Source organism: Magnetospirillum sp. (genome assembly GCA_027532905.1).
Classification (GTDB): Bacteria; Pseudomonadota; Alphaproteobacteria; order CACIAM-22H2; family CACIAM-22H2; genus Tagaea.
This window is the reverse complement of the sequence record JAPZUA010000005.1, coordinates 289,891-312,588: the sequence shown is the minus strand read 5'-3', so window position 1 is coordinate 312,588 and position 22,698 is coordinate 289,891. Positions and strand designations below refer to the sequence as shown.

25 protein-coding genes are annotated in these 22,698 nt (G+C 65.2%); 14 read left to right on the top strand and 11 right to left on the bottom strand.

All coding sequences use genetic code 11. The annotated features are described in order from the left end of the window. Positions 1-22: 22 nt before the first annotated feature. The 4 genes from O9320_18085 to O9320_18070 all read right to left on the bottom strand — a co-directional run bounded on the left by O9320_18085 (position 23) and on the right by O9320_18070 (position 3,688). Positions 23-652, bottom strand: a complete 630-nt coding sequence (locus O9320_18085; protein ID MCZ8312759.1) for a 3-oxoacid CoA-transferase subunit B — start codon at positions 650-652, stop codon at positions 23-25. A 13-nt stretch (positions 653-665) separates the two neighbouring features. Continuing rightward, complete coding sequence (locus O9320_18080) at positions 666-1,367, bottom strand: CoA transferase subunit A (GenBank protein ID MCZ8312758.1); 702 nt, start codon at positions 1,365-1,367, stop codon at positions 666-668. A 372-nt stretch (positions 1,368-1,739) separates the two neighbouring features. Next, positions 1,740-2,549: a hypothetical protein gene (locus O9320_18075; GenBank protein ID MCZ8312757.1), complete on the bottom strand. Its 810-nt coding sequence runs from the start codon at positions 2,547-2,549 to the stop codon at positions 1,740-1,742. After that, positions 2,546-3,688 (bottom strand): hypothetical protein, encoded by a 1,143-nt coding sequence (locus tag O9320_18070; GenBank protein ID MCZ8312756.1) that lies wholly within the window; start codon positions 3,686-3,688, stop codon positions 2,546-2,548. Before O9320_18070 ends, O9320_18075 begins: the two co-directional genes overlap by 4 nt. 38 nt (positions 3,689-3,726) lie before the next feature. Between O9320_18070 and O9320_18065 the strand changes: the two genes are divergently transcribed. Beyond that, positions 3,727-4,416 (top strand): ribbon-helix-helix domain-containing protein, encoded by a 690-nt coding sequence (locus O9320_18065; GenBank protein ID MCZ8312755.1) that lies wholly within the window; start codon positions 3,727-3,729, stop codon positions 4,414-4,416. Between the two features lie 30 nt (positions 4,417-4,446). Next, positions 4,447-4,692, top strand: a complete 246-nt coding sequence (locus tag O9320_18060) for a hypothetical protein (GenBank protein MCZ8312754.1) — start codon at positions 4,447-4,449, stop codon at positions 4,690-4,692. Here O9320_18060 and xseA read toward each other — a convergent pair. After that, a complete protein-coding gene (gene xseA / locus O9320_18055; GenBank protein ID MCZ8312753.1) occupies positions 4,689-6,185 on the bottom strand; it encodes an exodeoxyribonuclease VII large subunit in 1,497 nt (498 codons plus the stop codon). The two genes, O9320_18060 and xseA, sit on opposite strands and share 4 nt — an antisense overlap. A gap of 83 nt (positions 6,186-6,268) precedes the next feature. Here xseA and purD point away from each other — a divergent pair, with 83 nt between their 5' ends. Together purD and O9320_18045 are read left to right on the top strand one after the other, a co-directional pair. Beyond that, positions 6,269-7,543, top strand: coding sequence for a phosphoribosylamine--glycine ligase (gene purD / locus O9320_18050; protein MCZ8312752.1), 1,275 nt, complete (start codon positions 6,269-6,271; stop codon positions 7,541-7,543). Then, on the top strand, positions 7,540-8,562 hold the full coding sequence (locus O9320_18045; GenBank protein MCZ8312751.1) for an MBL fold metallo-hydrolase: 1,023 nt from the start codon (positions 7,540-7,542) through the stop codon (positions 8,560-8,562). The genes purD and O9320_18045 overlap by 4 nt, the downstream gene beginning before the upstream one ends. Here O9320_18045 and O9320_18040 read toward each other — a convergent pair. After that, a complete protein-coding gene (locus O9320_18040) occupies positions 8,546-8,980 on the bottom strand; it encodes a nucleoside deaminase (protein MCZ8312750.1) in 435 nt (144 codons plus the stop codon). The two genes, O9320_18045 and O9320_18040, sit on opposite strands and share 17 nt — an antisense overlap. Positions 8,981-9,035: 55 nt before the next feature. Here O9320_18040 and O9320_18035 point away from each other — a divergent pair, with 55 nt between their 5' ends. From O9320_18035 to rsmD, 4 genes are read left to right on the top strand one after another with little or no spacing between them, the layout of a single operon-like run. After that, entirely contained in the window at positions 9,036-9,752 is a 717-nt protein-coding gene (locus tag O9320_18035) for a gamma-glutamyl-gamma-aminobutyrate hydrolase family protein (protein ID MCZ8312749.1), read from the top strand. Continuing rightward, positions 9,749-10,510, top strand: coding sequence for a pseudouridine synthase (locus O9320_18030; protein MCZ8312748.1), 762 nt, complete (start codon positions 9,749-9,751; stop codon positions 10,508-10,510). Before O9320_18035 ends, O9320_18030 begins: the two co-directional genes overlap by 4 nt. Next, complete coding sequence (locus O9320_18025) at positions 10,507-10,944, top strand: MaoC/PaaZ C-terminal domain-containing protein (protein MCZ8312747.1); 438 nt, start codon at positions 10,507-10,509, stop codon at positions 10,942-10,944. The genes O9320_18030 and O9320_18025 overlap by 4 nt, the downstream gene beginning before the upstream one ends. Beyond that, positions 10,941-11,549, top strand: a complete 609-nt coding sequence (gene rsmD / locus O9320_18020; protein ID MCZ8312746.1) for a 16S rRNA (guanine(966)-N(2))-methyltransferase RsmD — start codon at positions 10,941-10,943, stop codon at positions 11,547-11,549. The genes O9320_18025 and rsmD overlap by 4 nt, the downstream gene beginning before the upstream one ends. On the opposite strand, the gene O9320_18015 is transcribed toward rsmD, so the two are convergent. The 4 genes from O9320_18015 to O9320_18000 all read right to left on the bottom strand — a co-directional run bounded on the left by O9320_18015 (position 11,534) and on the right by O9320_18000 (position 15,420). Continuing rightward, the gene (locus O9320_18015) at positions 11,534-12,760 is read right to left on the bottom strand and encodes a sigma factor (GenBank protein ID MCZ8312745.1); all 1,227 of its coding nucleotides are present in this window, start codon (positions 12,758-12,760) and stop codon (positions 11,534-11,536) included. The two genes, rsmD and O9320_18015, sit on opposite strands and share 16 nt — an antisense overlap. After that, a complete protein-coding gene (locus O9320_18010; GenBank protein MCZ8312744.1) occupies positions 12,757-13,113 on the bottom strand; it encodes a YciI family protein in 357 nt (118 codons plus the stop codon). The genes O9320_18015 and O9320_18010 overlap by 4 nt, the downstream gene beginning before the upstream one ends. Positions 13,114-13,210: 97 nt before the next feature. After that, positions 13,211-14,581, bottom strand: a complete 1,371-nt coding sequence (locus O9320_18005) for a glutamate--cysteine ligase (protein ID MCZ8312743.1) — start codon at positions 14,579-14,581, stop codon at positions 13,211-13,213. Positions 14,582-14,619: 38 nt separating this feature from the next. Further along, on the bottom strand, positions 14,620-15,420 hold the full coding sequence (locus O9320_18000; protein MCZ8312742.1) for a 16S rRNA (uracil(1498)-N(3))-methyltransferase: 801 nt from the start codon (positions 15,418-15,420) through the stop codon (positions 14,620-14,622). Between the two features lie 146 nt (positions 15,421-15,566). Between O9320_18000 and ubiA the strand changes: the two genes are divergently transcribed. The 3 genes from ubiA (at position 15,567) to O9320_17985 (ending at position 18,025) form a co-directional block, all read left to right on the top strand. Continuing rightward, positions 15,567-16,505: a 4-hydroxybenzoate octaprenyltransferase gene (ubiA, locus tag O9320_17995; GenBank protein MCZ8312741.1), complete on the top strand. Its 939-nt coding sequence runs from the start codon at positions 15,567-15,569 to the stop codon at positions 16,503-16,505. Positions 16,506-16,558: 53 nt separating this feature from the next. Continuing rightward, entirely contained in the window at positions 16,559-17,179 is a 621-nt protein-coding gene (locus O9320_17990; protein ID MCZ8312740.1) for a 50S ribosomal protein L11 methyltransferase, read from the top strand. Positions 17,180-17,245: 66 nt separating this feature from the next. Then, positions 17,246-18,025: a hypothetical protein gene (locus O9320_17985; GenBank protein MCZ8312739.1), complete on the top strand. Its 780-nt coding sequence runs from the start codon at positions 17,246-17,248 to the stop codon at positions 18,023-18,025. A gap of 23 nt (positions 18,026-18,048) precedes the next feature. On the opposite strand, the gene O9320_17980 is transcribed toward O9320_17985, so the two are convergent. After that, positions 18,049-18,726: a hypothetical protein gene (locus O9320_17980; protein MCZ8312738.1), complete on the bottom strand. Its 678-nt coding sequence runs from the start codon at positions 18,724-18,726 to the stop codon at positions 18,049-18,051. A gap of 84 nt (positions 18,727-18,810) precedes the next feature. Here O9320_17980 and O9320_17975 point away from each other — a divergent pair, with 84 nt between their 5' ends. From O9320_17975 to O9320_17965, 3 genes are read left to right on the top strand one after another with little or no spacing between them, the layout of a single operon-like run. Further along, a complete protein-coding gene (locus O9320_17975; GenBank protein MCZ8312737.1) occupies positions 18,811-20,328 on the top strand; it encodes a UbiD family decarboxylase in 1,518 nt (505 codons plus the stop codon). Further along, positions 20,325-21,299, top strand: a complete 975-nt coding sequence (locus tag O9320_17970; protein ID MCZ8312736.1) for a hypothetical protein — start codon at positions 20,325-20,327, stop codon at positions 21,297-21,299. The genes O9320_17975 and O9320_17970 overlap by 4 nt, the downstream gene beginning before the upstream one ends. An 11-nt stretch (positions 21,300-21,310) precedes the next feature. Further along, the gene (locus tag O9320_17965; protein ID MCZ8312735.1) at positions 21,311-22,654 is read left to right on the top strand and encodes a TldD/PmbA family protein; all 1,344 of its coding nucleotides are present in this window, start codon (positions 21,311-21,313) and stop codon (positions 22,652-22,654) included. Positions 22,655-22,698 lie beyond the last annotated feature (44 nt).

The following is a 22,698-nucleotide window of genomic DNA, read 5'->3' as shown; positions in this document are numbered from 1 at the left end:
ATAAGATGAAACAAACGCGGTGCTAAGCCACCAGCGTCGCCGCGGTTGCAGCGCGGAACGCGGCTTCGTCCACGCCGTCGGCCAGTTCCACGATCTTGAGGCCGCCGGGTACCACATCCATCACGCCAAGATTTGAGATGATGCGGTTGACGACCCCCTTGCCGGTCAGCGGCAGGGTGCAGGCCTTCAGCACTTTGGATTCGCCGGCCTTGTTCGTGTGGTCCATCACGACCACGACGCGGCCCACGCCTGCGACCAGATCCATGGCGCCGCCCATGCCCTTCACGAGCTTGCCTGGGATCATCCAGTTCGCAAGATCGCCGGTTTCGGAGACTTCCATGGCGCCCAGAATCGCCATCGCGATCTTGCCGCCGCGGATCATGCCGAAGCTCGTGGCGGAATCGAAATAGGCGGTCTGCGGAAGCTCGGTGATGGTCTGCTTGCCGGCATTGATGAGGTCGGGATCTTCCTCGCCCTCGTAGGGGAAAGGCCCCATGCCGAGCATGCCGTTCTCCGACTGCAGCGTGACGTTCACGCCCTCGGGGATGTAGTTCGACACCAAAGTCGGGATGCCGATCCCGAGATTGACGTACCAGCCGTCCTGCAGTTCTTTGGCGGCGCGGGCGGCCATTTGATCGCGATTCCAGGGCATCGGTTCGTCCTCCTCAGACGGCGCGCTTGCGGGTGGTGCGCTGTTCGATGCGCTTTTCGTGTTTGCCGGCCACGATGCGGTGCACGTAGATGCCGGGCAGATGGATGGCGTCGGGATCGAGCGCGCCCAGCGGCACGATCTCTTCGACCTCGGCCACGCACACCTTGCCGCACATGGCGGCGGGCGGATTGAAATTGCGCGCCGTCTTGCGGAACACGAGATTGCCCGACGGATCGGCCTTCCACGCCTTCACGATCGCAAGGTCGGCGACGATGCCGCGCTCGAGAATGTAGGTCTGGCCGTCGAACTCTTTGTGCTCTTTTCCTTCCGCGATCAGCGTGCCCACGCCCGTGCGCGTGTAGAAGCCGGGGATGCCGGCCCCGCCGGCGCGCATGCGCTCGGCCAGCGTGCCCTGCGGGTTGAACTCGAGTTCGAGCTCGCCCGCCAGGTACTGGCGCATGAACTCGGCGTTTTCGCCCACGTACGACGAGATCATTTTTTTGATCTGCCGCGAGGCCAGCAGGATGCCGAGGCCAAACCCATCGACGCCCGCATTGTTCGACACGACGGTGAGGTTCTTGGTGCCCGCATCGCGGATCGCGGCGATGGAAAGTTCGGGAATGCCGCTCAAGCCGAAACCGCCGGCTGCGATCAGCATTCCGTCGAACAGCAGACCGTCGAGCGCTGCTGCTGCGGTCTTGTATGTTTTTTTCATGCCACTCCCTCGATGCGCGGGCGTCTTCGCGCGTGCGACTAGACCAAGACCGGTCCTCGAAATCAAGGTTCGCAAGCGCGCGCGCAAAAGCAACCGCGCCGAAATAGGTTACCAAACGCGACCAACAGCGACGGTCGCCGATTTAACCCGTTGATTTTCAACACATGTAACCGCGGCGAAGATTCGAGGTTACATGTTGCAGGGATCGTCGCGTGAACGGACGCCCGATCGACTTTCTTCACATTTCAAACAGCGCACGAAGCCAGATGCGAACCCGGCGACGATGCTTGATCCGAGCATAGTTCGAAGTTTATTTAAAGAACAAAGATAAAAAACCTTACTAAGACAAAAAAGGTATAAAGCGGCGATAGTTCACGCGACGTGGGATTCGGAGAGATCGAGCGACGAGAGATCGACGCTGAGATCGACATAGCCTGGATGTTGGACCATCCGGCGCACATGGTCGCGGCACGCGATCAGGATGCGATAGTCGGTCGCCGCACCTTCAGCCGAATAGCGGCGCGCGAAGGTGGTGACCATCTCATAGCCATGCACGTCGAGCCCGTAATGGTCGGCCACGCGCGGCTGCGCGATCGAGACCGAATAGGACCAGAACCAATGCGCGAATGTGTAGAGATGCAGCAGACGCATCAGGGTTGGAACCATCGTCTTGGGCACATTGGTGTCGGCCCACAGGCTGGAACCCCAGGCGATGGGGACATCGGCGATCTTCTCGACGAAGCCGCTTGCGCGAAAACGTTGGCCGACCGGCAGCAGATCGGGGCGCTCGGCGAGCAGTGATTGGCTCGCGATGTGTTCCGACAGACTGCCCTCAAGGCGCTTGAGGCGCATGGCGGCGCAGCCGACTGGTTGGTTCTCACGGCGCAGAATGATTGCGAATGTGTCATGCGGACCAGCGGACGGATTCAGATCGGGGTCGCATGGCTCGGCCAAACGCGGCCAGCGCGCCGCTGCGAGCTGCAGCGCTTTGATCGTCGCCAGATTGTGGCTGATCCCGACGACGATCCCGAATTCGCCGAGTTGGTTGACGAGGCGCAGCGCAACCTGGTCGGTCAGATACATGCGCAGCGTGCGCGGCAGGTGCCTTGCGTCCCACGCATCGAGAAAAGGAACGATGCCGCTCAAGAAGGCGGGGTTGTTTCTGTTCGATATTTCATTCATGGCCTGAAGGGCTCCCAGCTGATGCGTTCAATGCAGGTCGCGACAAAAACAGGCTCGTTCGACCATTTTGAGGTCGCGCGGTTCTCGGGCACGGCAACGCGGCGGTAGCGCGCCCGCAAGCCGTCGAGCGCGATATCGAGATCTCGGAACACGGGCTCCGACTCGCCTATCGCCTCGAGCACGTGGTGGTGGACCATTTGGCCGTAGCGGCGGTCCTTGCGGTCACGCACGTCCTTGCCGATCACTTCGCGGCGAACGACGGCCAGATTCTGGCCGGCCCAGATCGACTGGACCGACGTGCCTTCGACGCGGAACACGGCACAGCGGTCGCGGAATTCCGGCCGCATGGCGAAATCGAAAAGGTTCTCGACGTTTCGGGCTTCTGCGGCGAACCGCGCAAGCGCTTGGTCGGCGATCGCGTCGAGCGGTTTGCGCTCGATCGTCCACTGGAAGGCTTTTGCGGCATCCGCTTTGCGTTCGCGCGCGGCCTGTGCGAGCAGCGCTGCATGCGCCTCGTGCCGGCCGAGGGCGACGCCGTTGATGCGGACCTGATAGACCGCCATCGTCATGACGTGGCGTGCGGCTTCGTGCAGCGCTTCTGGCGAGGCCCCGTAGTCCGCGAAATCGAAACCCAGCGGCCCGACCCGGATCCAGCCGAGATTGACGCAAGCGTAGCGGATCGCATCCGTCTCGACTGGCAGATTGAGGGCGAGGCGTGCCGCATGTGCATGGTCGGGGTAGGCCATGACGCGGCGGCCGCGATCGTCGATCCAGAAATTGGCCTCCTGGGCGGCTGCACTCGCGGGCACGCGCAGCATCTCGCCGATGGAGGCCTTGAGCCGATCGATCGGCCGCATCGTGGCGGCGGAGCCGCCGCTCGGGTCCGGCAGGCCGAGTCCGCTGAAACATTCGAAGCGAATAGTCGTGTCGCCGCGCTTTTCGCAGTAGGCAACGATCTTGAGCAGCAGGGCGAGATCGAGTTTTCTGGATTTACCGTTCAGCACGCGCCCGATCGTGTCGATCGACACCCCGGTTTCGGCCGCAATGGCCTGGAGTTTCAAATGCAGTGGCGATGCCGAGCCCAGGCGACGCAGCAACGCGCGCCGGACGTCGGCGAGAATCCTGTTTTGGTCGATCATTGTCGCTTCCCCGCAGAAATCGGCACGATTCCGCAGAATTGCGGCGCGTCTTCGGACATTATTTGTGTATTCGTGAGCTCTGTTTCCATCGTGGCCACCCTGGGATCGTTGACGTGCGTTGCGAGACGACGAAAAAAACCGAGAGCGGACCCGCTCAGACCCGACCCTCTGCGGACGGAGGCAATGCAAGCCGTGCGCCGAAGGGGTCGGCGGCGAGCGCGAGGACCGCGCTTGCGTCTCTATCTTCAGCAATTCACCCCGAAGAATTGCAAGCTCTTTTTGTAGCGCTCGCAGCGGCCGAGCCGCAAGATTACACAAGTATTGCGAAAGCTTCGGGTGCCGGTATCGGCGGCGGCGAAGTCCGCCGCAGCTTCGGAAAAGTGGTGCTTGCGCCGCGTACAATCCGTGTGGGCAGGCGGCGAACCTCGGTTCGGCTTGAGCCGGAATTCTGGCTGGCGATCGCCTATATCGTTTCGGTCGCGAAGATCGACCAAAGCAAATTCTTTCTCGACATCGAGCGGCGCTGCGGCCGGTTTGCGTTCGCCTCCAAGATCCGCGGCGCCGTCGTGTCCGCGTTGCTGACGATGGCTCTCGTTGGCCGCGTTCATTTCGCGCGCCTGTCGGCCGGCAGAAGCAGCGACGCCGACCTCGGCGAGCGTGCGCCGAAAAAACGCGCGGCGGCCATCGCCCTGCGCAAACGCGCGCGCCGAATGCGCGATCGCGGCTGAGGAGCAGCGCCGAAAACTTTGCAACGGCGTGTGACACGCGTCACTTTCCTGCCGTATTTGTTCGGCTATTTTCCGCGCATGAACGATCTCAAGGAAATTGCCGTCGCATGGGGCTTGGCACTTGTGCTGCTCGCGGTCGGCATCTTCATTGCCGAATTCGAAACGCGCCAGATCCACCCCGTGGGCCAGCAAACTGTGGTGCGCTTCACCGAACCGCTGCCGAGTGCCGAAGCGCCAGCATCGTTTTACGATCCGCTCGAAGAGGAATTCCGCTAGAGCAGCGAACCCTGGCCGGCTTTGGGGTCGGCTTTGGGGTCCGGCTTCGGAGCGGTTTTGGCGGGCGGCTTTGCTGCCGCACCGTCGAGCGTGGCGCCGATCTTGCCGTCGGCAAACGCCAGCGTGACGGCAGCACCCGGTTTGGCAACCGCTGCCGACACGATGGGTTTGCCCGCCGCGTCCGCGACCAGCACGAAGCCGCGTTCGAGCACGCGCTGGTACGATACGCTGTCGAGCAGTTTGGCCAAGCCCGCGACCTGCGCGTTGCGTGCGGCAAGGTCGCGGTCGAACGCGGCCCGCCCGCGCGCCAGCGTTTCGCCAAGCCGTTCACGGTGCCGTGCGGCCGACAGCGCCAGCGCTTTGCCGCCCGCTTCGAGCCCGGCTTTGCTGCTGAGCAAGAGCCCGCGTGCGCGTTCGAGCTGCGTCTTGGGATCGGGCAGGCGCGCACCCAGTTCGAGCGTGTGGCGCTGGTGGCGCTCCAGGAAGGCGGCGACGGCGCGCTTCAAGCGTTCGCCGCGTTCGTCGAGGCGCTGGCTGCGCTCTTCGAGCAGGCGCCTGGGATCGCCCAATGCGCGCGCGGCGTTTTCGAGCCGCAGCCGCCCTTCGGCCATCGCGCGCGCGGCACCGGCTTCGAGCGAGGCTGTGTTGCGCGCGACGCGTGCGACCAGCTCTTGGCGTACGGGCACTACCATTTCGGCGGCGGCGGTGGGTGTGGGCGCGCGTCGGTCGGACGCAAAATCGATCAAGGTCGTGTCGGTCTCGTGGCCGACCGCCGACACGAGCGGAATTTCGCTCTCGGCTGCCGCGCGCACGACGATCTCTTCGTTGAACGCCATCAGGTCTTCAAGGCTGCCGCCGCCGCGCGCCACAATCAGCACGTCGGGGCGTGGGATCTTGCCGCCGATTTCAAGCGCGTTGAAGCCGCGAATGGCCGCGGCGATTTGCGCTGCCGCGGCTTCGCCTTGCACGGCCACCGGCCATACGAGCACATGGCGCGGGAAGCGGTCGGCAAGCCGGTGCAGAATGTCGCGGATCACGGCGCCGGTTGGCGAGGTGACGACGCCGATCGTGTTCGGCAAAAAGGGCAGGCTGCGTTTGCGCGCCGCATCGAACAGGCCTTCGGCGGCGAGGCGCTTCTTGCGGTCTTCGATGAGCTTCAGCAGCGCACCCTGGCCGGCCAGCTCCATGCGCTCGACAACGATCTGGTATTTCGAGCGGCCCGGATATGTGGTGAGCCTGCCGACCGCGACCACTTCCATGCCGTCTTCGGGGCGGATGCCGAGGCGGGCCGCTTGCCCGCGCCAGCACACGCCGTCGATCGCGGCGTCGGCGTCTTTGAGCGCAAAGTAGAGATGGCCCGAGCTGTGGCGCTTGAAGCCCGAGATTTCGCCGCGCACGCGCACGATCTCGAAATTGTCTTCGACCGTGCGTTTGACGGCTTGCGACAACTCGGAGACCGAATATTCGGGCAGATTGCTGGGCGCGGCTTCCATGGCTTTGGGCTTCGTTTATGCTACAAGCCCGACCTGTTTGGTAGCGCCGGTTTGGTAGCGCCGGTTTGGTAGCGGGAGCATGCATGCGGATTCTGGTGGTGGGATCGGGCGGGCGCGAACATGCGCTGTGCTGGGCGCTGGCGGCGTCGCCTTTGTGCGCCAAACTCTTCTGCGCGCCCGGCAATGCCGGCATTGCGGCCGAGGCGCAGTGTGTGGACATTTCGGCCGACGATCTTGCCGGCCTTGTGGCGTTCGCCGTGGCCGAGAAGATCGACTTCGTCGTGGTCGGGCCCGAAGCCCCGCTTGTGGCAGGGCTCGTGGATCGGCTCCAGGCGGCCGGCATCAAAGCCTTCGGGCCGTCGATGGCGGCTGCGCGCCTTGAAGGCTCCAAAGGCTTCATGAAGGATTTCTGCGCGCGTTACGCGATTCCGACGGCCGCGTACAAGCGTTTTTCCGATCGCGATGCCGCACGCGCCTATGCAATGGCGCATGCCTTGCCGGTCGTCGTCAAAGCCGACGGGTTGGCAGCGGGCAAGGGCGTGGTTGTGGCGCAAACGCACGACGAAGCGCTTGCGGCCATCGACGATGCGATGCAGGCCCGCCGCTTCGGGGCGGCCGGTGCCGAGCTTGTGATCGAAGAATTTCTCGAAGGCGCCGAAGCAAGTTTCTTCGCACTCTGCGACGGCACCAATGCTGTGGCGTTGGCGGCCGCCCAAGACCACAAGCGCGTGGGCGACGGCGATACCGGCCCCAACACCGGCGGCATGGGGGCTTATTCGCCGACCCCGCTCGTCGATGCCGCCATGGAAGCGCGCATCATGGCCGAAATCGTGATGCCGACATTGCGCGGCATGGCCGCCGAAGGTGCGCCCTTCAAGGGCGTGCTGTTCGCAGGCCTGATGATCGGCAAGGCGGGGCCGCGCCTCATCGAATTCAACGTGCGCTTCGGCGATCCCGAATGCCAGACGCTGCTTGCGCGCCTCAAATCCGATCTGCTGCCTGCGTTGCTTGGCGCCAGCGACGGCACGCTCGACCGGCTCACGCTGCGCTGGGATGCAAGCACGGCTCTCTGCGTGGTAATGGCCGCCAACGGCTATCCCGACACGCCGCAGAAGGGCAGTGAAATTCGCGGCCTCGAAGCGGCTTCGTCGGTGCCGGGCGCTTATGTTTTCCATGCGGGCACGCGCCAGAACGGCGAAAAAATCGTCGCCAATGGCGGACGCGTGCTCGGCATTGTGGGTTTGGGTGCGGACGCCGCTTCGGCCCAGAAGACCGCCTACGCCTCCGTCGACCGCATCGACTGGCCGGGCGGCTTCTGCCGGCGCGACATCGGCTGGCAGGTCGTGGGCAAACAATGAGTATTGTTTACGATCCTGCCGAGCCGCCCGCACCGGGCCACGCGCTTGAGATTCGCCCCGGCCTTTTCTGGGTGCGCATGCCGCTGCCCTTTCCGCCCGACCATATCAATCTTTGGCTGCTCGACGACGGGGCGGCGGGCTTCGCGATCGTCGATACGGGCCTGCATCGCGAGGACAGCAAGGCGCATTGGCTGGCGGCGATCGGGTCGCGCAAAATCAGCCGCGTGATCTGCACGCATTTCCACCCCGACCATATGGGCTTGGCCGCGTGGCTGTGCGCGCATTTCGGCGTCGAATTGTGGACCACGCTCGGCGAGTACTACACAGCGCGCGCCGTCCATGCCGAAAGCTCGGACGCCGACGTTGCACACAAGGTCGAATTCTATCGGGCCAATGGTGTTGCGGCCGACGCGATGGGCCATTTCGCGAGCCCGCAGAGCATCTACCGGCGCGGCGTGCCGGACGTGCCGGCCTTCTATCGCCGCATCCAAGGCGGCCAGCCTTTTGCGGTCGGCGAAACCGCATGGACGCCGATCATCGGGCGCGGCCATTGCCCGGAACATGCGTGCCTGTGGGCGCCGTCGTCGAGTATTCTGATCGGCGGCGACATTCTGCTGCCGCGCATCACGCCCAACATCGGCGTATGGCCGGCCGAACCGCTTGCCGATCCGCTCGGCGACTATCTCGCCTGCCTCGACGGTTTTGCCGCCGTGCCCGAGGATGCGCTGATCCTGCCCGCGCACGGCCAGCCCTATGTGGGCGTGCACAAGCGCATCGCTGAAATCCGCGCGCACCATGCCGAGCGTCTGCACGTGCTGCGCGCCGCTTTTGCGGGTACGGCGCAGGGGCTCAGTGCGGTCGATTGTTTCCCGCTTTTGTTCAAGCGCCCGATCGGCCCCCACAATGTGGGCCTCGCGGTCGGCGAGGCGCTGGCGCATCTGCATCGGCTCGAATGTCTGGGCGATGCGCGCCGCATGCGCGATGCGGAAGGAATATGGCGCTTCAGCGCAGCTTCCTGAAAAAATCCTGCAGCAGCGCGGCTGCGTCGCGCTCGCCAATGCCGCCATAGAGCTCGGGACGATGGTGGCACGTGCTCTGCGCGAAGATGCGCGGGCCGTTTTCCACGCCGCCGCCTTTGGGATCGCTTGCCCCCCAATAGAGGCGACGCAGGCGCGCAAACGCGATCGCCTGCGCGCACATGGCGCACGGCTCGAGCGTGACGTAGAGATCGAGGCCGTCGAGCCTTGTGCGGCCGAGCGATGTTGCGGCCATGCGGATCGCCAGCATTTCGGCGTGTGCGGTGGGGTCGCGGTCGCGTTCGACGCGGTTATGGGCGGCCGCCACGACCGTGCCGGCGTCCGCATCGACGATAACGGCGCCGACCGGCACTTCGCCCGCTTGGGCGGCCAGTTTGGCTTGGGATAGGGCAAGATCCATGAAACGCATGCCCCCAAGCGTTTACGCCGGAATCGCCGCCGTGATAAGAGGGGGCATGAAAATCCCCCGCATTGGAATAACGCTCGATTCGGAACCGGCCGGCGGCTGGTCCAAAATGCCGTGGTACGCGGTGCGCCAGAACTATTGCGACGCTGTGGTGCGCGCGGGCGGCCTGCCGCTTGTGTTGCCGCACGAAGCGGCATTGGCCGAGGCGTATTTGGACGGTCTCGACGGGCTGCTCGTGACCGGCGGCGCCTTCGACGTCGACCCGGCCTTGTTCGGCGCCACGTCCAAACACGCGACGGTCACGACCAAAGACCGGCGCACGGCGTTCGAATACGCGATGGTGAAGGGCGCACTTGCGCGCGACTACCCGATCCTCGGCATTTGCGGCGGCGAGCAACTTCTCAATGTCGTGCTCGGCGGCACGTTGCACCAGCACATTCCCGACGAAATACCGGGGGCACTCGCGCACGAGCAGCCGAATCCCCGCACCGAGCCCGGCCACAGCGTGGCCGTCGTACCCGGCACTTTGCTGCACCAGGCGACTTCGCGCGACACGATGCACGTGAACTCCGCACACCACCAGGCGGTCAAAGATGTCGGCCCCGGCGTGCGCGTCAATGCGCGCGCACCCGACGGCGTGATCGAAGGCATCGAACTGCCGGGCAAGCGCTTCTGCCTTGGCGTCGAGTGGCATCCCGAATATGCGATCGATCCCGGCGACGAGCGGATCTTTTCGGCGTTCGTCGCCGCGAGTGTGGGCCGATGAGCGAGAAGGTTGGAGAGCGCATCGCCAAGGTGATCGCGCGTGCAGGGCTCTGCTCGCGGCGCGAGGCCGAAGTTTTGGTCGATCAGGGCCGCGTGTTCGTGAACGGCACAAAGCTCCAGCGTGCCGCGCACAATGTGGTGCCCGGCGACGAGATCGTCGTGGACGGCAAGAAGCTGCAGGCGGCCGAACGGCCGCGCCTGTTCCGCTTCAACAAGCCGCGCGAAGTGCTGGTGGCCGCGCGCGATCCGCAAGGCCGCCCCACGATCTACGACGGCCTGCCGGGCCATCTGCCGCGGCTGATGCCGGTCGGCCGGCTCGACTTCAATTCCGAGGGCCTGCTGCTGCTCACCAACGACGGGGCGATTAAGCGCCATCTCGAACTGCCGGCCTCGGGCCTTGTGCGGCGCTACCGCGTGCGCGTGTTCGGCTCGCCCGATCCCGACCGGTTGGCGCGCCTCAAAAACGGCATTTCGATCGACGGCGTGCAATACGGCTCGATCGAAGCCTCGATGGACGGCGCACCCGAAGGCCGTAACGCGTGGCTCGTGTTCAAGTTGGCCGAAGGCAAAAACCGCGAAGTGCGCCGCGTGTGCGAACAGCTCGGCTTACAAGTAAACCGGCTGATCCGCACGGACTACGGCGCTTTCTCGCTCGAGGGCCTGCCGCGCGGGGCCTTTGAAGAAGTCGGCCCCGGCGAATTGCGCAAGACGCTTGGGGCACTCGCAGGCCCGCCCAACAAAAAAGGCAAGCCTGCATGATGCGCCATTTCGAGGATTTCGCGGTCGGCCAAAGTTTCGCGAGCAACACGCTGACGGTCGACGAAGCGATGATCCGCGATTTTGCGCGTCAGTTCGATCCGCAGCCCTTCCATCTCGACGCAGCAGCGGCAGCGGACTCGTTTTTCGGCACGCTTGTGGCAAGCGGCTGGCATACGGCATCTCTCACCATGCGCTTGCTCGTCGAAACATTGCCGATCGCGGGCGGCGTGGTGGGCGCGGGCGTGCAGCTTACCTGGCCCAAACCGCTTGCGGCGGGCGAAACGATCCGGGTGGCGATCGAAGTAGTGGAGATTCGCGCGTCCAAATCGAAGCCGCATCTGGGCCTCGTCAAAATCCGCACCACGACCCGCGACAGCACCGGACCCGTGCAGATCATGACGGCCGATCTCGTCGCCCCGCGCCGCCCCATATGAAAAAGTCGCCGCCGCCGGGCGAGATCCGCATTGTCGCTGGCGAATGGCGTGGGCGCAAACTCGCCGTCCCGCCCGGCGATGCGGTGCGGCCCACGGGCGAGCGCCAGCGCAAAGCCCTGTTCGACATTCTGGGCCACGGAAGATATGCGAACGGCGGCGTGTCGATGCTCGTCGGTGCCCGCGTGCTCGACGCGTTTGCAGGCACGGGTGCGCTCGGCCTCGAAGCTTTGTCGCGCGGGGCCGCAAGCTGCCTCTTTCTCGACAAGGCGGCTTCGTCGCGCGCCGTGTGTGCTGCCAATGTCGCGAGCTTGGGTGCCAATGCGCGCGCACGCGTGTTGGCCGCCGATGCGTGCGATCCGGGGGCGACCCCGGTCGAACCGTTCGCCCCGTGCAATCTGGTGCTGCTCGACGCGCCCTATCGCAGCGGTTTTGCCGCGACGGCACTTGCCACTTTTGCCGCGCGCGGTTGGCTTGCGGCCAATGCCGTGTGCGCGGTCGAACTCGCACTCGACGAAAAAGCCGAATTGCCCGACGGCTTCACGCGCGACGATGAACGCGTCTACGGCCAGACCAAGTTTCTGCTGGGGCGCTACGCGTCGAGCTGAGCGGCGAGATAGGCGCGTATCGCCGGATCGTCGGCCAGGCCCATGGCGCGGGCAAAGGCATCGCGCGCACCGCAGGCTTCGCCTGCCTCGCGCAGCAGGTGCGCACGCACCGCCCAGTAGGGCTGGTAGTTCTGTTTTTCGGCGTCGGGCAGCAGATCGAGCAATTGCAGGCCCGCCTCAGGCCCGCGCACGCGCGCTTCGACGGCCGCTTGGCCTACGCGCACGCCGAGTGCTGGCGCAAGCTCCGCCAAGGCCGCATAGAGCAGCGACAAAGCCTCCCATTCCGTGCGGCCGCTTGCCGCCCGCCCGGCATGCACGGATTGGATGGCGGCTTCGAGCTGGTAACGCCCCGGCCGCTGCAGCTGGGCCGCACGCTGCAGCGTTGCTTCCGCGCGCGCGATCTCCTGCTTGTCCCACAGCGTCGTATCCTGCGCGTCCAACGGCACAAACGCACCGGCCGCATCGCGCCGCGCGCGGCGTCTGGCATGGCAATGGCGCATCAGCGCCAACAGCCCGTGCACTTCCGCCTCAAGCGGCAAAAGCGACGCGAGCACTTGGCCGAGCCAGATCGCTTCGACGTCGAGGGCGGTGCGCGCGTCTTGCGCCAGATCGTCCCAGCCGCAGGTGAAGGCCGTGTAGATCGCCGCCAGCACGAATTCGAGGCGAGGCCCGAGTTCGGCCGCGTCGGGCACTTCGAAGGCGATGCCGGCGTCTTTGATTTTGGTCTTGGCGCGCACGAGGCGCTGGCCCATCGCGGCGGGTGCCGTGAGGAAGGCCGAGGCGATGCGGGCGGCATCGAGCCCCAGCACGGTCTGCAGCATCAAGGGCGTGCGCGCGGCTTCGTCGATCGCCGGATGCGCGCACACGAACATGAGCTTCAGTCGCGCGTCGGGGAAATCGGCTTTGTCGGCGATGTCGTCTTCCATCAGCGCCAAGGTCGGTTCGGCGGCGTTGCGCACGCGCGCATGGCGGACCCCGTCGAGGAAGCGGCGTTTGGCGGCCACAAGGAGCCAGGCTTCGGGCTTGTCGGGGATGCCGCTCGCAGGCCATGTCGCAAGGGCGGACGCAAACGCGTCGCCGAGCGCATCCTCGGCGGCCGCGATGTTGCGCGTGGTGGCGGCAAGATAGGCAAGCAGGCGGCCATAGGCGTTGCGTGCGGCGGCTTCCGCCGCCGCACGCACGGCCTCGAAATCGGACGCCGCGCCGCTCACGGCATCGGCGGCAGCACCGGGCGCACCTCGACCGCCGCATCGACCGCCGCCGGGCTGCGTGCAGCCCAAGCGAGGGCCGTGTCGAGATCCGGCACGTCGATGATGAAGAAGCCCGCCAGCTGCTCCTTGGCGTCGGCGACCGGCCCGTCCTGCACCTGGCGCTTGCCGCCGCGCAGCCGCACGCTGGTGGCGGTCCCCGGCGATTGCAGCCCCTGGCCGCCCTTGGAAATGCCTGATTCCATGATCGCCGTCACATACGCACCCCACGCGCCCCAATAGGCGGCGGATTTTTCGGGATGGTTGCGGGCGGCGTCGGCTTCGGCGGTTTCGTAGAACAGAATGGCGTATTCCATGACGTTATCCTTCAGGCAGAGCGGGGCGAAATTGCCGGACCGCATGCCGTAAAGACGCGCGGCACCGCCCGATTTCGACAAGGGCCCAAAAAAATCTTCAGTACGCGTAGATGTCGTAGAGCGGGGCCACGCTGCCGTGCCATTCGGTCGCGTAGCGGCGCAGTTTTTCCTCGGCCGGGCAGTCGCCGGATTCAACCGTTTCCTGCAACGTTTCGAGGAACACGGTCTCGTCGGCGTCGCCCATGCGGTTGAACCGCGCGCGCGCGCGCAAACCGCGCCTGGCGATCGCGACCATTTCGGCCGCGACGTCGTTGACCGTCCCTTTGCGGAACTTGGCTTTGAGTGCTTGCTTGGTCACGTCGCGGCGCAAGGCGAGCATCTCTTCGATGGTCCAGCCTTTGATGAGCGCACTTGCCTCGTCCAATGCGGCCTGGTCGTAGAGCAAGCCCACGAACAAAGCCGGCAACGCGCACAGGCGCTTCCACGGGCCGCCGTCGGCCCCGCGCATCTCGAGATACTTCTTGAGCCGCACTTCCGGGAACGCGGTCGTGATGTGGTCCGACCAGTCGCCGGTCGTCGCCGGATCGGGTGTGAGGTCCGGCAGGCCTTCGGCCATGAATTTGCGGAACGAGCGGCCGGCAGCGTCGATGTATTTTCCGTCGCGATAGACGAAATACATCGGCACGTCGAGCATCCAATCCACGTAGCGCTCGTAGCCCATGCCTTCTTCGAACACGAACGGGATCAGGCCGCAGCGGTTCGGATCGGTGTCGGTCCAGGTGTGGCTGCGGTAGCTCATATAGCCCGAGGGTTTGCCTTCGAGAAACGGCGAGTCCGCGAACAAGGCCGTGGCGATGGGCTGGAGCGCCAACGACACGCGGAATTTCTGCACCATGTCGGCCTCGCTCGAAAAATCGAGATTGGTCTGCACGGTGCAGGTGCGCAGCATCATGTCGAGGCCCATCGTGCCGACCTTCGGCATGTAGTCGCGCATGATCTTGTAGCGGCCCTTGGGCATCCAATGGATGTCGGCGCGCTCCCATTCGGGCGCGAACCCCATGCCGAGCAGCCCCAAGCCCAATTCGGCCGCGACCGTGGCGCACTCGCGCAAATGCGTGTTCGTTTCGTCGCAGGTCTGGTGGATCGTCTCGAGCGGTGCCCCTGACAATTCGAACTGGCCGCCGGGCTCGAGGGTCACCGAACATTTGTCTTTGAGCAACGCGATGGGCTTGCCGTTTTCGAGCACAGGCTGCCAGCCAAAGCGCGTGAGCCCTTCGAGCAGGCCGCGCACGCTGGCTTTTTGCCCCTCGTACGGCAAAGCGCGATGCGTGCCGAGCTCGAACAGGAATTTCTCGTGCTCGGTCCCGATGCGCCAATCGGATTTTGGCTTCTCGCCCGATGCGATCCAGTCGATCAGCTGCTGCTTGGAGACGAGGCGCTGGCCGCTCGAAGTTGGGGGTGCAGACATGGGAAAACGAGAACCTTTCGGGGCCGGGATTCGAGGGATTAGGTCGCTTGGAAATTCGGGCGCCGGTCGGCGTCGGGTGCAAATGCTTGGAACACGGCCAAGGCGGCAAGGGCGGCTGTGTCGGCGCGCAAGACGCGTGGACCCAAATCGACGGGCCGCACGAAACTTTGTTTGCGCAGCAAGGCGAGTTCTTCGGGCGCAAAGCCGCCTTCGGGGCCGATCAGGATCGCCCACGGCTTTGCAAGGTCTTGGCCCGCCAGAAACTTGCCCAACGCTTGGCCCCCGCCAGTTTCGTCGCACAGGAGGATCTGGCGGTCATTGGGCCAGTGCGCAAGGGCGGCGGCAAGGCTCGCAGTCGTTCGGACCTCCGGCACGCTCAAGCGCTCGCTCTGTTCGGCCGCTTCGATCGCGATGGCCGCAAGGCGCGCTTCGTTGACGCGCTCCACATTCGTGCGCTGCGTGCGCACGGGCCACAGCACGCGCACACCCAGTTCGGTCGCCTTCTGCACTTGGTATTCGAGGTGCGCGCGTTTGATCGGCGCGAAGACGAGCCAAATATCCGCCTCGTCCGTTTCGGGTGCGCGCAAGAGTTCTTCGACGACGAGATGGGCTGCCTTTTTGTCGTAGCTTGTAATGCGCGCAGCGAATTCGCCGTCCTGCGCATTGAACAAGGCGACGATCTGGCCGGGTACCAGGCGCAAAACGTCGCGCAGATAATGGGCGGCGGCCGCGTCGAGCGTCGTTTCGCCCGCAGCGATAGCGGCGGCACGATAGAGGCGTGCGGCCGGGCGCTGTGCAGCGCTCGCGTTCGGCGCCATCTTGCGTGCGCTTTTTCCCATGCTGCTATGTTTGCCCCTCGACGCTTATCCCCATCCGACCAATTATCGTATCGCCTGGGAACGCGCAACAGGGGGGCTACCCTGTCGCCCCTTTCGAAAAGCGGCTTTCGACCTGACGGCTTTTACCGTGCTAGTTTAAGCACCGAATGACGACACTCGAAGACAGCAAGGGCGAGCGCAGCAAAGACGCTGCCAGCGACATTCCCAAAAACGGCTGGGTCGATCGCTTTCTGCCCCCCGCTTTGCGCGGCTATGCGCGATTGGCTCGGCTCGACCGGCCGATCGGCACGTGGCTGTTGCTTTTTCCGTGCTGGTGGTCGATCGCACTCGGCGCCTTGCCGCTGGCCGACACCGCGTGGCTGTTCGCGTTGTTCGGCCTCGGGGCCGTGATGATGCGCGGGGCTGGCTGCACCTACAACGACATCGTGGACCGCGATTTCGACGCGGCCGTGGCGCGCACCGCCGACCGGCCGATCCCGTCGGGCCAGGTCTCGGCCAAGCGTGCGGCATTTTTCCTGCTCGTCCAATTGCTCGCGAGCTTCGTCATTCTGCTGCAATTGTCGGCGACCGCGATCTGGCTCGGCGTTGCCTCGCTCGTCCTCGTCTTCACCTATCCGCTGATGAAGCGCGTGACGTGGTGGCCGCAGTTCTTTCTGGGCCTTGCCTTCAATTGGGGCGCTTTGATGGGCTATGCGGCGGCCGTGGACGGGCTCGATGCGGCTCCCATCCTCCTTTATATCGGCGGCATTTTCTGGACGCTCGGCTACGACACGATCTACGCCCACCAAGACAAGGAGGACGACGCCCTCATCGGCGTCAAATCCTCGGCCCTGCGCTTGGGCAACGCCACGCGCGGTGCGCTTTACTTTTTCTATACGGCCGCGGCGGCGACGTTCGCCGCCGCCGGTTTTGCGGCCGAGCTCGGCACTGTCTATTACGCGTTCCTCGCAGCCGGTTTCGGCCAGCTGCTGTGGCAGGCCAAAACCGGCCGCTTCGACGATGCGGCCGATTGCCTGGCCAAATTCAAATCCAACCGCCTGTTCGGCTGGTTGCTGCTCGCAGGGATCGTGCTGGGCGGGCCGTGAGCCCGGTCACAAGTCTCGAGCGCCGTGCGTTTGTGCAAGCCCAGACGCGGCTGATGGCGCCGCCACTCGTGCCCGAAATCCAGCTCTATCTGGCCGCAGTCGCGACCGATCTGTGGGAGGCAACGGAGGCCAAGCTTACCGAGACCGGCTTGCCCCCGCCTTATTGGGCTTTCGCGTGGCCGGGCGGGCGGGCCTTGGCGCGCCTGCTCCTCGACCGGCCCGAGCTTGCGGCCGGCAAAACCGTGTTCGATTTTGCGGCAGGCGGGGGTATTGCCGCGATCGCGGCCGCCAAGGCCGGTGCTTCTCGCGTTACCGCATGCGAGATCGACGCGTTTGCGCTCGAGGCTATGGCGCTCAATGCGGCGGCCAATGGCGTGGTGCTTGACATGGCGGCAGGCGATTGTTTGGGGGCCCTGCCCGAAGCCGACCTCGTGCTGGCGGGCGACGTGTTCTACGAAAAGCCGATGGCCGACCGCGTTTGGCCGTGGCTGCAGGCCTTGGCCGCGCGCGGTGCTGCCGTGCTGGTGGCAGATCCGGGCCGCGCCTATCTGCCCGCGAGCGGCCTTGTCGAGATCGCCTGCTACGACGTGCCGACCGACCGCGATCTCGAAGACCGCGACATAAGGCGCACGCGCGTGCTGCGCGTCGTGGCGCTTGGGCAACAGGTCGCATAAAACTGCGTCGGCGTGCGAAGCGCCGTCTGGTCGGGCCTGCGATGGCCTGCCTATAGTCCTCGCCCAATGACGCGCAAACATCAGCCCAAACAAGCCTCGCCGGAAATCTATGAACGCATCTACAAGATGTTCATGGCGCCGGTCTCGGCATTCGATTGCGGCGCCAAGTGCGGCGAGCACAACGGGGGTGCGCCCATCTGCTGTTCGACCGACGTGGCGATCCCGATCGTCGACAAGCACGAATGGAATCTGCTGCAAAGCCGCACTGATCTTTGGCACGAATTCGAAATCAAAGACAAAGCGACGGAGAAGGAACTCTCCGATCTGCACGAAGATTGCCGCGCCATCGAATGCAAGGGTGCCCGCTTCTGCGAGCGCGAGAACCGCTCGGTCTCGTGCCGCACCTTCCCGTTTTTCCCCTACATCACGCGCGAGCGCGATTTCATCGGCATGTCGGTGTTCTGGACGTTCGAGGATCGCTGCTGGGTGCAGTCGCATCTGCAGATCGTCAATCTGCGTTTCATCGACGAGTTCGTCGCCGCCTACGAATTGCTGTTCGACCACGACATGGACGAATTCGACGCCAACAAAGAGCATTCGGCAAACATGCGGCGCACCTTCACGCGCTGGAAGCGGCCGATCCCTTTGTTGGGCCGCGACGGGCGCTGCTACAAGGTGATGCCCGAAACGCACGAAGTGGTGCCCGCGCGCTTCGCCGAATTCGGCAAATGGGGCTACTACGAAAAAGACCTGCCGGCCGAGCCCGCCGCCAACTGGGCTGATCTCGATCCGCAAGCCCTCAAGGGCCTCGCTGACAAGATCGGCGCGAAGGCGCCGGCGAAGTAGCCCCCCCCTCGCGTTTACACACCTCACGCGTACAGAAAAGTCCCGAGGATGACCCAGCGTGCGGCGTTGCGCCCGCCCTCGAGGGGCGTCGTGTAGTGCCAGAAGGGCAAGCGGTAGGCCGCGATCGTCGCAGGGCCTGCCACATCGACCACGCGATCCAAATGGCCGCTTCGCGCATAGACCAGCAATTGGCGTGCGGCGGCCGCGTTGGCAAAACTCAGATGCAGATCGAAATAGCCGCCCTGCGCGCGCGGCTCTTCGGGGTGGTGGTCGGTATGCGGACCGGCATAGTCGCCGGGCCCGTAGCGCAAGACTTGGCGGCCGAAGGCGGGATCGAGTTTGCGGCCTGCGAGCATTTGCGCGAATGCAAAATAGCTCGGCGACGACAGCATCTCGGCAAGCCCAATTTGGGCCGCAAGTTTGGCGGCCTTGCTGCGCGTGCCGTCGATGTCGGCGGCGCGGTTTCGCACGGTCTTGGGCAGGCGTTCTTGGTAGTTGCGCGTCTGGTTGGCGATCGTCTCGGGCGGGATCGCGCGCACGAGCGGCTTGAGAGCGGGGGCCAAATGCCGCTCGAGCAGTGCGAACGAAGCGGCGGCACGCGCGGGTGCGATCAAGTCGCTGGCCGCAAAAAACGGCGCTGCTGCACGCAGGGCGACGCGCGGTTTCAAAAGGTCGGAAAATTCGGCGGGGAATCGACGCATGGGCAGCGCCGACCTTAGCCGAAGCGCCGTCGCTTGCACCATCGCGCGATTGGCGGCGCGCGCGGGGCGCTCTATATAGGGGTCATGGCTTATGCGTCGCTGCGCGATTTCCTCGATCGCCTGGAAAAAACCGGACGGCTGGTGCGGGTTTCCGAACCCGTTTCGACCGTCCTCGAAATGACCGAGATCCAAACGCGCCTGCTCGCCGAGGGCGGGCCGGCCGTGCTGTTCGAAAAGCCGGTCAAGGCCGACGGTTCGGTCTCGCCGATCCCGGTGCTCGTCAATCTGTTCGGCACGGTCGAGCGCGTGGCCTGGGGCATGGACCGCGAGCCGCATCAATTGCGCGAAGTGGGCGAAACGCTCGCCTTCCTGCGCCAGCCGCAGCCGCCCGAGGGCTGGCGCGAAGCGCTCGAGCTCGTGCCGCTCGCCAAGACGGTGCTGTCGATGAAGCCGTCCACGCGCATGTTCGGCACCGCCCCGTGCCAGGAGATCGTGCTGACGGGCGATGCGATCGATCTCGACAGCCTGCCGATCCAGACCTGCTGGCCGGGCGAACCCGCCCCCTTGATCACATGGCCGCTCGTCGTCACCAAAGGCCCCGGCGACAAGCGCGAGGACGGTTTCAATCTCGGCATCTACCGCATGCAGGTGCTCGGGCGCGACCGCACCTTGATGCGTTGGCTCAAGCATCGCGGCGGCGCCCAGCACCATCAGCGCTGGAAAAAAGCCGGAAAAGCCGAGCCGTTGCCTGCGGCCGTGGTCCTCGGGGCCGATCCCGGCACCATCCTTGCGGCCGTAACGCCCGTGCCCGATACGTTGTCGGAATACCAATTCGCAGGCCTGTTGCGCGGCAAACGCGTCGAGCTTGTCGATTGCAAGACCGTGCCGCTCAAAGTGCCGGCCGAAGCCGAGATCGTGCTCGAGGGCCATGTGAGCCTCGACGAATACGGCGACGAAGGCCCGTACGGCGACCATACGGGCTACTACAACTCGGTCGAGAAATTCCCGGTCTTTACGGTGACGGCGATCACGATGCGCCGCAACCCGATCTATCTTTCGACCTTCACCGGCCGGCCGCCGGACGAACCGTCGGTCTTGGGCGAAGCGCTCAACGACGTGTTTGTGCCTTTGCTGCGCCAGCAATTTCCCGAGATCGTCGATTTCTGGCTGCCGCCGGAAGGCTGCTCCTACCGCATCGCCGTCGTGTCGATGAAGAAGGCCTATCCGGGCCACGCCAAGCGCGTGATGCTCGGCGTGTGGAGCTATCTGCGCCAGTTTATGTACACGAAGTGGGTCATCGTCGTGGACGACGAGATCAACGCGCGCGACTGGAAAGACGTCATGTGGGCGATCTCGACGCGCATGGACCCGGCGCGCGACATCACGGTGATCGAGGGCACGCCCATCGACTATCTCGATTTCGCGAGCCCCGAAAGCGGGCTCGGTTCCAAGATCGGGCTCGACGCCACGAACAAATGGCCGCCCGAGACCAAGCGCGAATGGGGCGAGCAGATCCGCATGTCGGATGAGGTGGTCGAGACCATCACCAAAAAATGGGCCAAGCTCGGTCTGCCCGGCAGCGGCAAGGCGATCTGGAAATGACACGCGCGGCGGCCGTGTTTGCCGCCGTGTGGCTGGCCTTCGCACCAATGCCGTCGGCGGCATCCGACCTCGCGCGCATGGCGCCGATGATCGACGTGCAGGGCTTGATCGACGGCGACGTCACGCTCGCGGGCGGGCGCATTGCGGTCGAGGCCGAGATTGCGGGCGATCTCGTGGCGACGGGGGCCAGCATCGGCATCGGGGCCGCCACCCGTGTTGCGCGCAACGTGTTTTTGTTCGGCGGCGAGATCGCCATGGCCGGGCGCTATGCCCAGCGCGTGTGGGCGGCCGGCGGCGAAGTGGTGCTCGACATCGCGGCGGCGGGCGACGTTTCGCTCGCGGCAGGGCGCGTCGTGGTCGGCCCCAACACGCGCATCGCCGGCAAACTGCGCGTGTGGTCGCCGGACCCGCCGCTGATCCACGCTTCGGCCGAAATCGCAGGCGGGGTCGCCTATGCGCCGGGCGACGTGGCCAATGCGGTCGACGCGTTGCTCGGCTATGTCGGCGCGATCCTGCGCTGGGGTTTCACGTTCGCCGTGTGGGCGACGGCGATTTTGCTGGCAGCATTCGCACCCGGCTTCGTTGCGGCGTGCGCCGAGGCGATCGCGGCGCGCACGGGGGCGGTTCTGCTCTGGGGCCTTTGTCTCGTGTTCGGTTTGCCGTTTTTGATTCTGCTGTCGGCCGTAACGCTCGTGGGATTGCCGCTCGCGGGTGCCTTGATTTTGGCGCTCGGGTTCGGGCTTGGGCTCGGCTATGCGATCGCGGCGGCTGCCCTCGGGCATTGGGGTTTGCGGCTTCTCGGGCGCAGCACCGATCCGGCGCTGTTTTGGCGCTTGGCCGCCGTGTTCGCCGGGCTTGTGGCGCTGGCGGCCTTGCGCCATATCCCTGTTGCGGGCACCGTCGTTCTGGCGGCCGCCTTCGTGTTCGGCCTCGGGGCCGCCTCACGCGAGATCAACCGGCGCATGCGATAGGAACAGGGTTCATGGAAAAGACCGCTTCGACGCTCGATCTTCTGGGCGATCTCATAGCCAAGGCCAAGCGCGCCGGTGCGACCGACGCCGACGCGGTGTTCGTCGAAGGCATTTCGGTGAGCCACGCGCGCCGCTTGGGCAAACTCGAAAAGCTCGAGCGCGCCGAAGGCTACGATCTGGGCTTGCGCGTGCTGATCGGCAAGCGCCAGGCCATCGTGTCGTCGAACGACCGTTCGCAAAAAGCGCTCGCAGGCCTCGTCGAGCGCGCGGTCGCAATGGCCGCCCAAGCGCCCGAAGATCCCTATTGCGGCATTGCGGACGCTGCCGCCATCGCGCGCGATTTCCCCGATCTCGATCTTGTCGACCCCGTGGAACCCACGGCCGAAGCACTGATGGCCCGTGCGGCCGCTGCCGAAGAGACGGCGCTCGCCGTCAAAGGTGTGACCAATTCCGACGGGGCCGAAGCGGGCTGGGGCATGAGCCGTGTGGCCCTCGTCGCATCGAACGGGTTTGCCGCCGAATACGGCCGCTCGTCGCATTCCTTTTCGGCCTCGGTTATTGCGGGCGAGGGCACGGGCATGGAGCGCGACTACGATTGGTCGTCTGCCGTGCATGCCGAAGACCTCGACGATCCGGCAAAGATCGGGCGCGAAGCGGGGATGCGCGCCGTGCGCCGCCTCAATCCGCGCAAGATCGAAACCTGCAAGCTCCCCATCGTGCTCGATCCGCGCGTGTCGGGCAGTCTGTTGCGGCATTTCACGAGCGCGATCAACGGCACCTCGATCGCGCGCGGAACGAGCTTCCTCAAGACCAAGATGAATGCGGCGGTGTTCGGCCCCGGCATCACCATCGTCGAAGACCCGTTCCGCAAGCGGGGCCTCGCTTCCAAGCCCGTGGACGGCGAGGGGATTGCGCCCAAGCGCCGCAATCTGATCGACAAGGGCGTGCTCACGAGCTGGGTGCTCGATCTGCGCTCGGCGCGCCAATTGGGCCTCGTCTCGACGGGCCATGCCGCGCGCGGCACGTCGTCGCCGCCGAGCCCGTCCACGTCGAACATCTACATGGAAGCGGGCAGCCTCTCGCGCGCCGCGATGCTGAAAGACATCAAGCGCGGCCTCTACGTGACCGAGTTCATCGGCATGGGGGTCAACGGCGTCACCGGCGACTACAGCCGGGGTGCGGCCGGCTTCATGATCGAAGACGGCGAATTGACCTATCCGGTCAGCGAAGTGACGGTCGCAAGCAATCTCGTCGAGATGTTCATGCACACCACGCCCGCCGACGATCTCGTGTTCCGTCACGGGGCAGACGCGCCCACATTGCGCATCGACGGCTGCACGATCGCGGGGCGTTGACGCGCGCGTGTCCCTGCCGCCTTCGTCTGCCGAAAGGCAGCCCG

Bases quoted from the DNA above. Each gene is read 5' to 3' on its own strand.
- purD (MCZ8312752.1), top strand. From the start codon at position 6,269: ATGCGGATTCTGGTGGTGGGATCGGGCGGGCGCGAACATGCGCTGTGC.
- O9320_17980 (MCZ8312738.1), bottom strand. From the start codon at position 18,726: ATGCGTCGATTCCCCGCCGAATTTTCCGACCTTTTGAAACCGCGCGTC.
- O9320_17990 (MCZ8312740.1), top strand. From the start codon at position 16,559: ATGGCGCCGCCACTCGTGCCCGAAATCCAGCTCTATCTGGCCGCAGTC.
- O9320_18005 (MCZ8312743.1), bottom strand. From the start codon at position 14,581: ATGTCTGCACCCCCAACTTCGAGCGGCCAGCGCCTCGTCTCCAAGCAG.
- rsmD (MCZ8312746.1), top strand. From the start codon at position 10,941: ATGAAAAAGTCGCCGCCGCCGGGCGAGATCCGCATTGTCGCTGGCGAA.
- O9320_18075 (MCZ8312757.1), bottom strand. From the start codon at position 2,549: ATGAATGAAATATCGAACAGAAACAACCCCGCCTTCTTGAGCGGCATC.
- xseA (MCZ8312753.1), bottom strand. From the start codon at position 6,185: ATGGAAGCCGCGCCCAGCAATCTGCCCGAATATTCGGTCTCCGAGTTG.
- O9320_18035 (MCZ8312749.1), top strand. From the start codon at position 9,036: ATGAAAATCCCCCGCATTGGAATAACGCTCGATTCGGAACCGGCCGGC.
- O9320_18040 (MCZ8312750.1), bottom strand. From the start codon at position 8,980: ATGGATCTTGCCCTATCCCAAGCCAAACTGGCCGCCCAAGCGGGCGAA.
- O9320_17975 (MCZ8312737.1), top strand. From the start codon at position 18,811: ATGGCTTATGCGTCGCTGCGCGATTTCCTCGATCGCCTGGAAAAAACC.
- O9320_18030 (MCZ8312748.1), top strand. From the start codon at position 9,749: ATGAGCGAGAAGGTTGGAGAGCGCATCGCCAAGGTGATCGCGCGTGCA.
- O9320_17965 (MCZ8312735.1), top strand. From the start codon at position 21,311: ATGGAAAAGACCGCTTCGACGCTCGATCTTCTGGGCGATCTCATAGCC.
- O9320_18085 (MCZ8312759.1), bottom strand. From the start codon at position 652: ATGCCCTGGAATCGCGATCAAATGGCCGCCCGCGCCGCCAAAGAACTG.
- O9320_18080 (MCZ8312758.1), bottom strand. From the start codon at position 1,367: ATGAAAAAAACATACAAGACCGCAGCAGCAGCGCTCGACGGTCTGCTG.
- O9320_18000 (MCZ8312742.1), bottom strand. From the start codon at position 15,420: ATGGGAAAAAGCGCACGCAAGATGGCGCCGAACGCGAGCGCTGCACAG.
- O9320_17985 (MCZ8312739.1), top strand. From the start codon at position 17,246: ATGACGCGCAAACATCAGCCCAAACAAGCCTCGCCGGAAATCTATGAA.
- O9320_17970 (MCZ8312736.1), top strand. From the start codon at position 20,325: ATGACACGCGCGGCGGCCGTGTTTGCCGCCGTGTGGCTGGCCTTCGCA.
- O9320_18070 (MCZ8312756.1), bottom strand. From the start codon at position 3,688: ATGATCGACCAAAACAGGATTCTCGCCGACGTCCGGCGCGCGTTGCTG.
- O9320_18045 (MCZ8312751.1), top strand. From the start codon at position 7,540: ATGAGTATTGTTTACGATCCTGCCGAGCCGCCCGCACCGGGCCACGCG.
- ubiA (MCZ8312741.1), top strand. From the start codon at position 15,567: ATGACGACACTCGAAGACAGCAAGGGCGAGCGCAGCAAAGACGCTGCC.
- O9320_18025 (MCZ8312747.1), top strand. From the start codon at position 10,507: ATGATGCGCCATTTCGAGGATTTCGCGGTCGGCCAAAGTTTCGCGAGC.
- O9320_18010 (MCZ8312744.1), bottom strand. From the start codon at position 13,113: ATGGAATACGCCATTCTGTTCTACGAAACCGCCGAAGCCGACGCCGCC.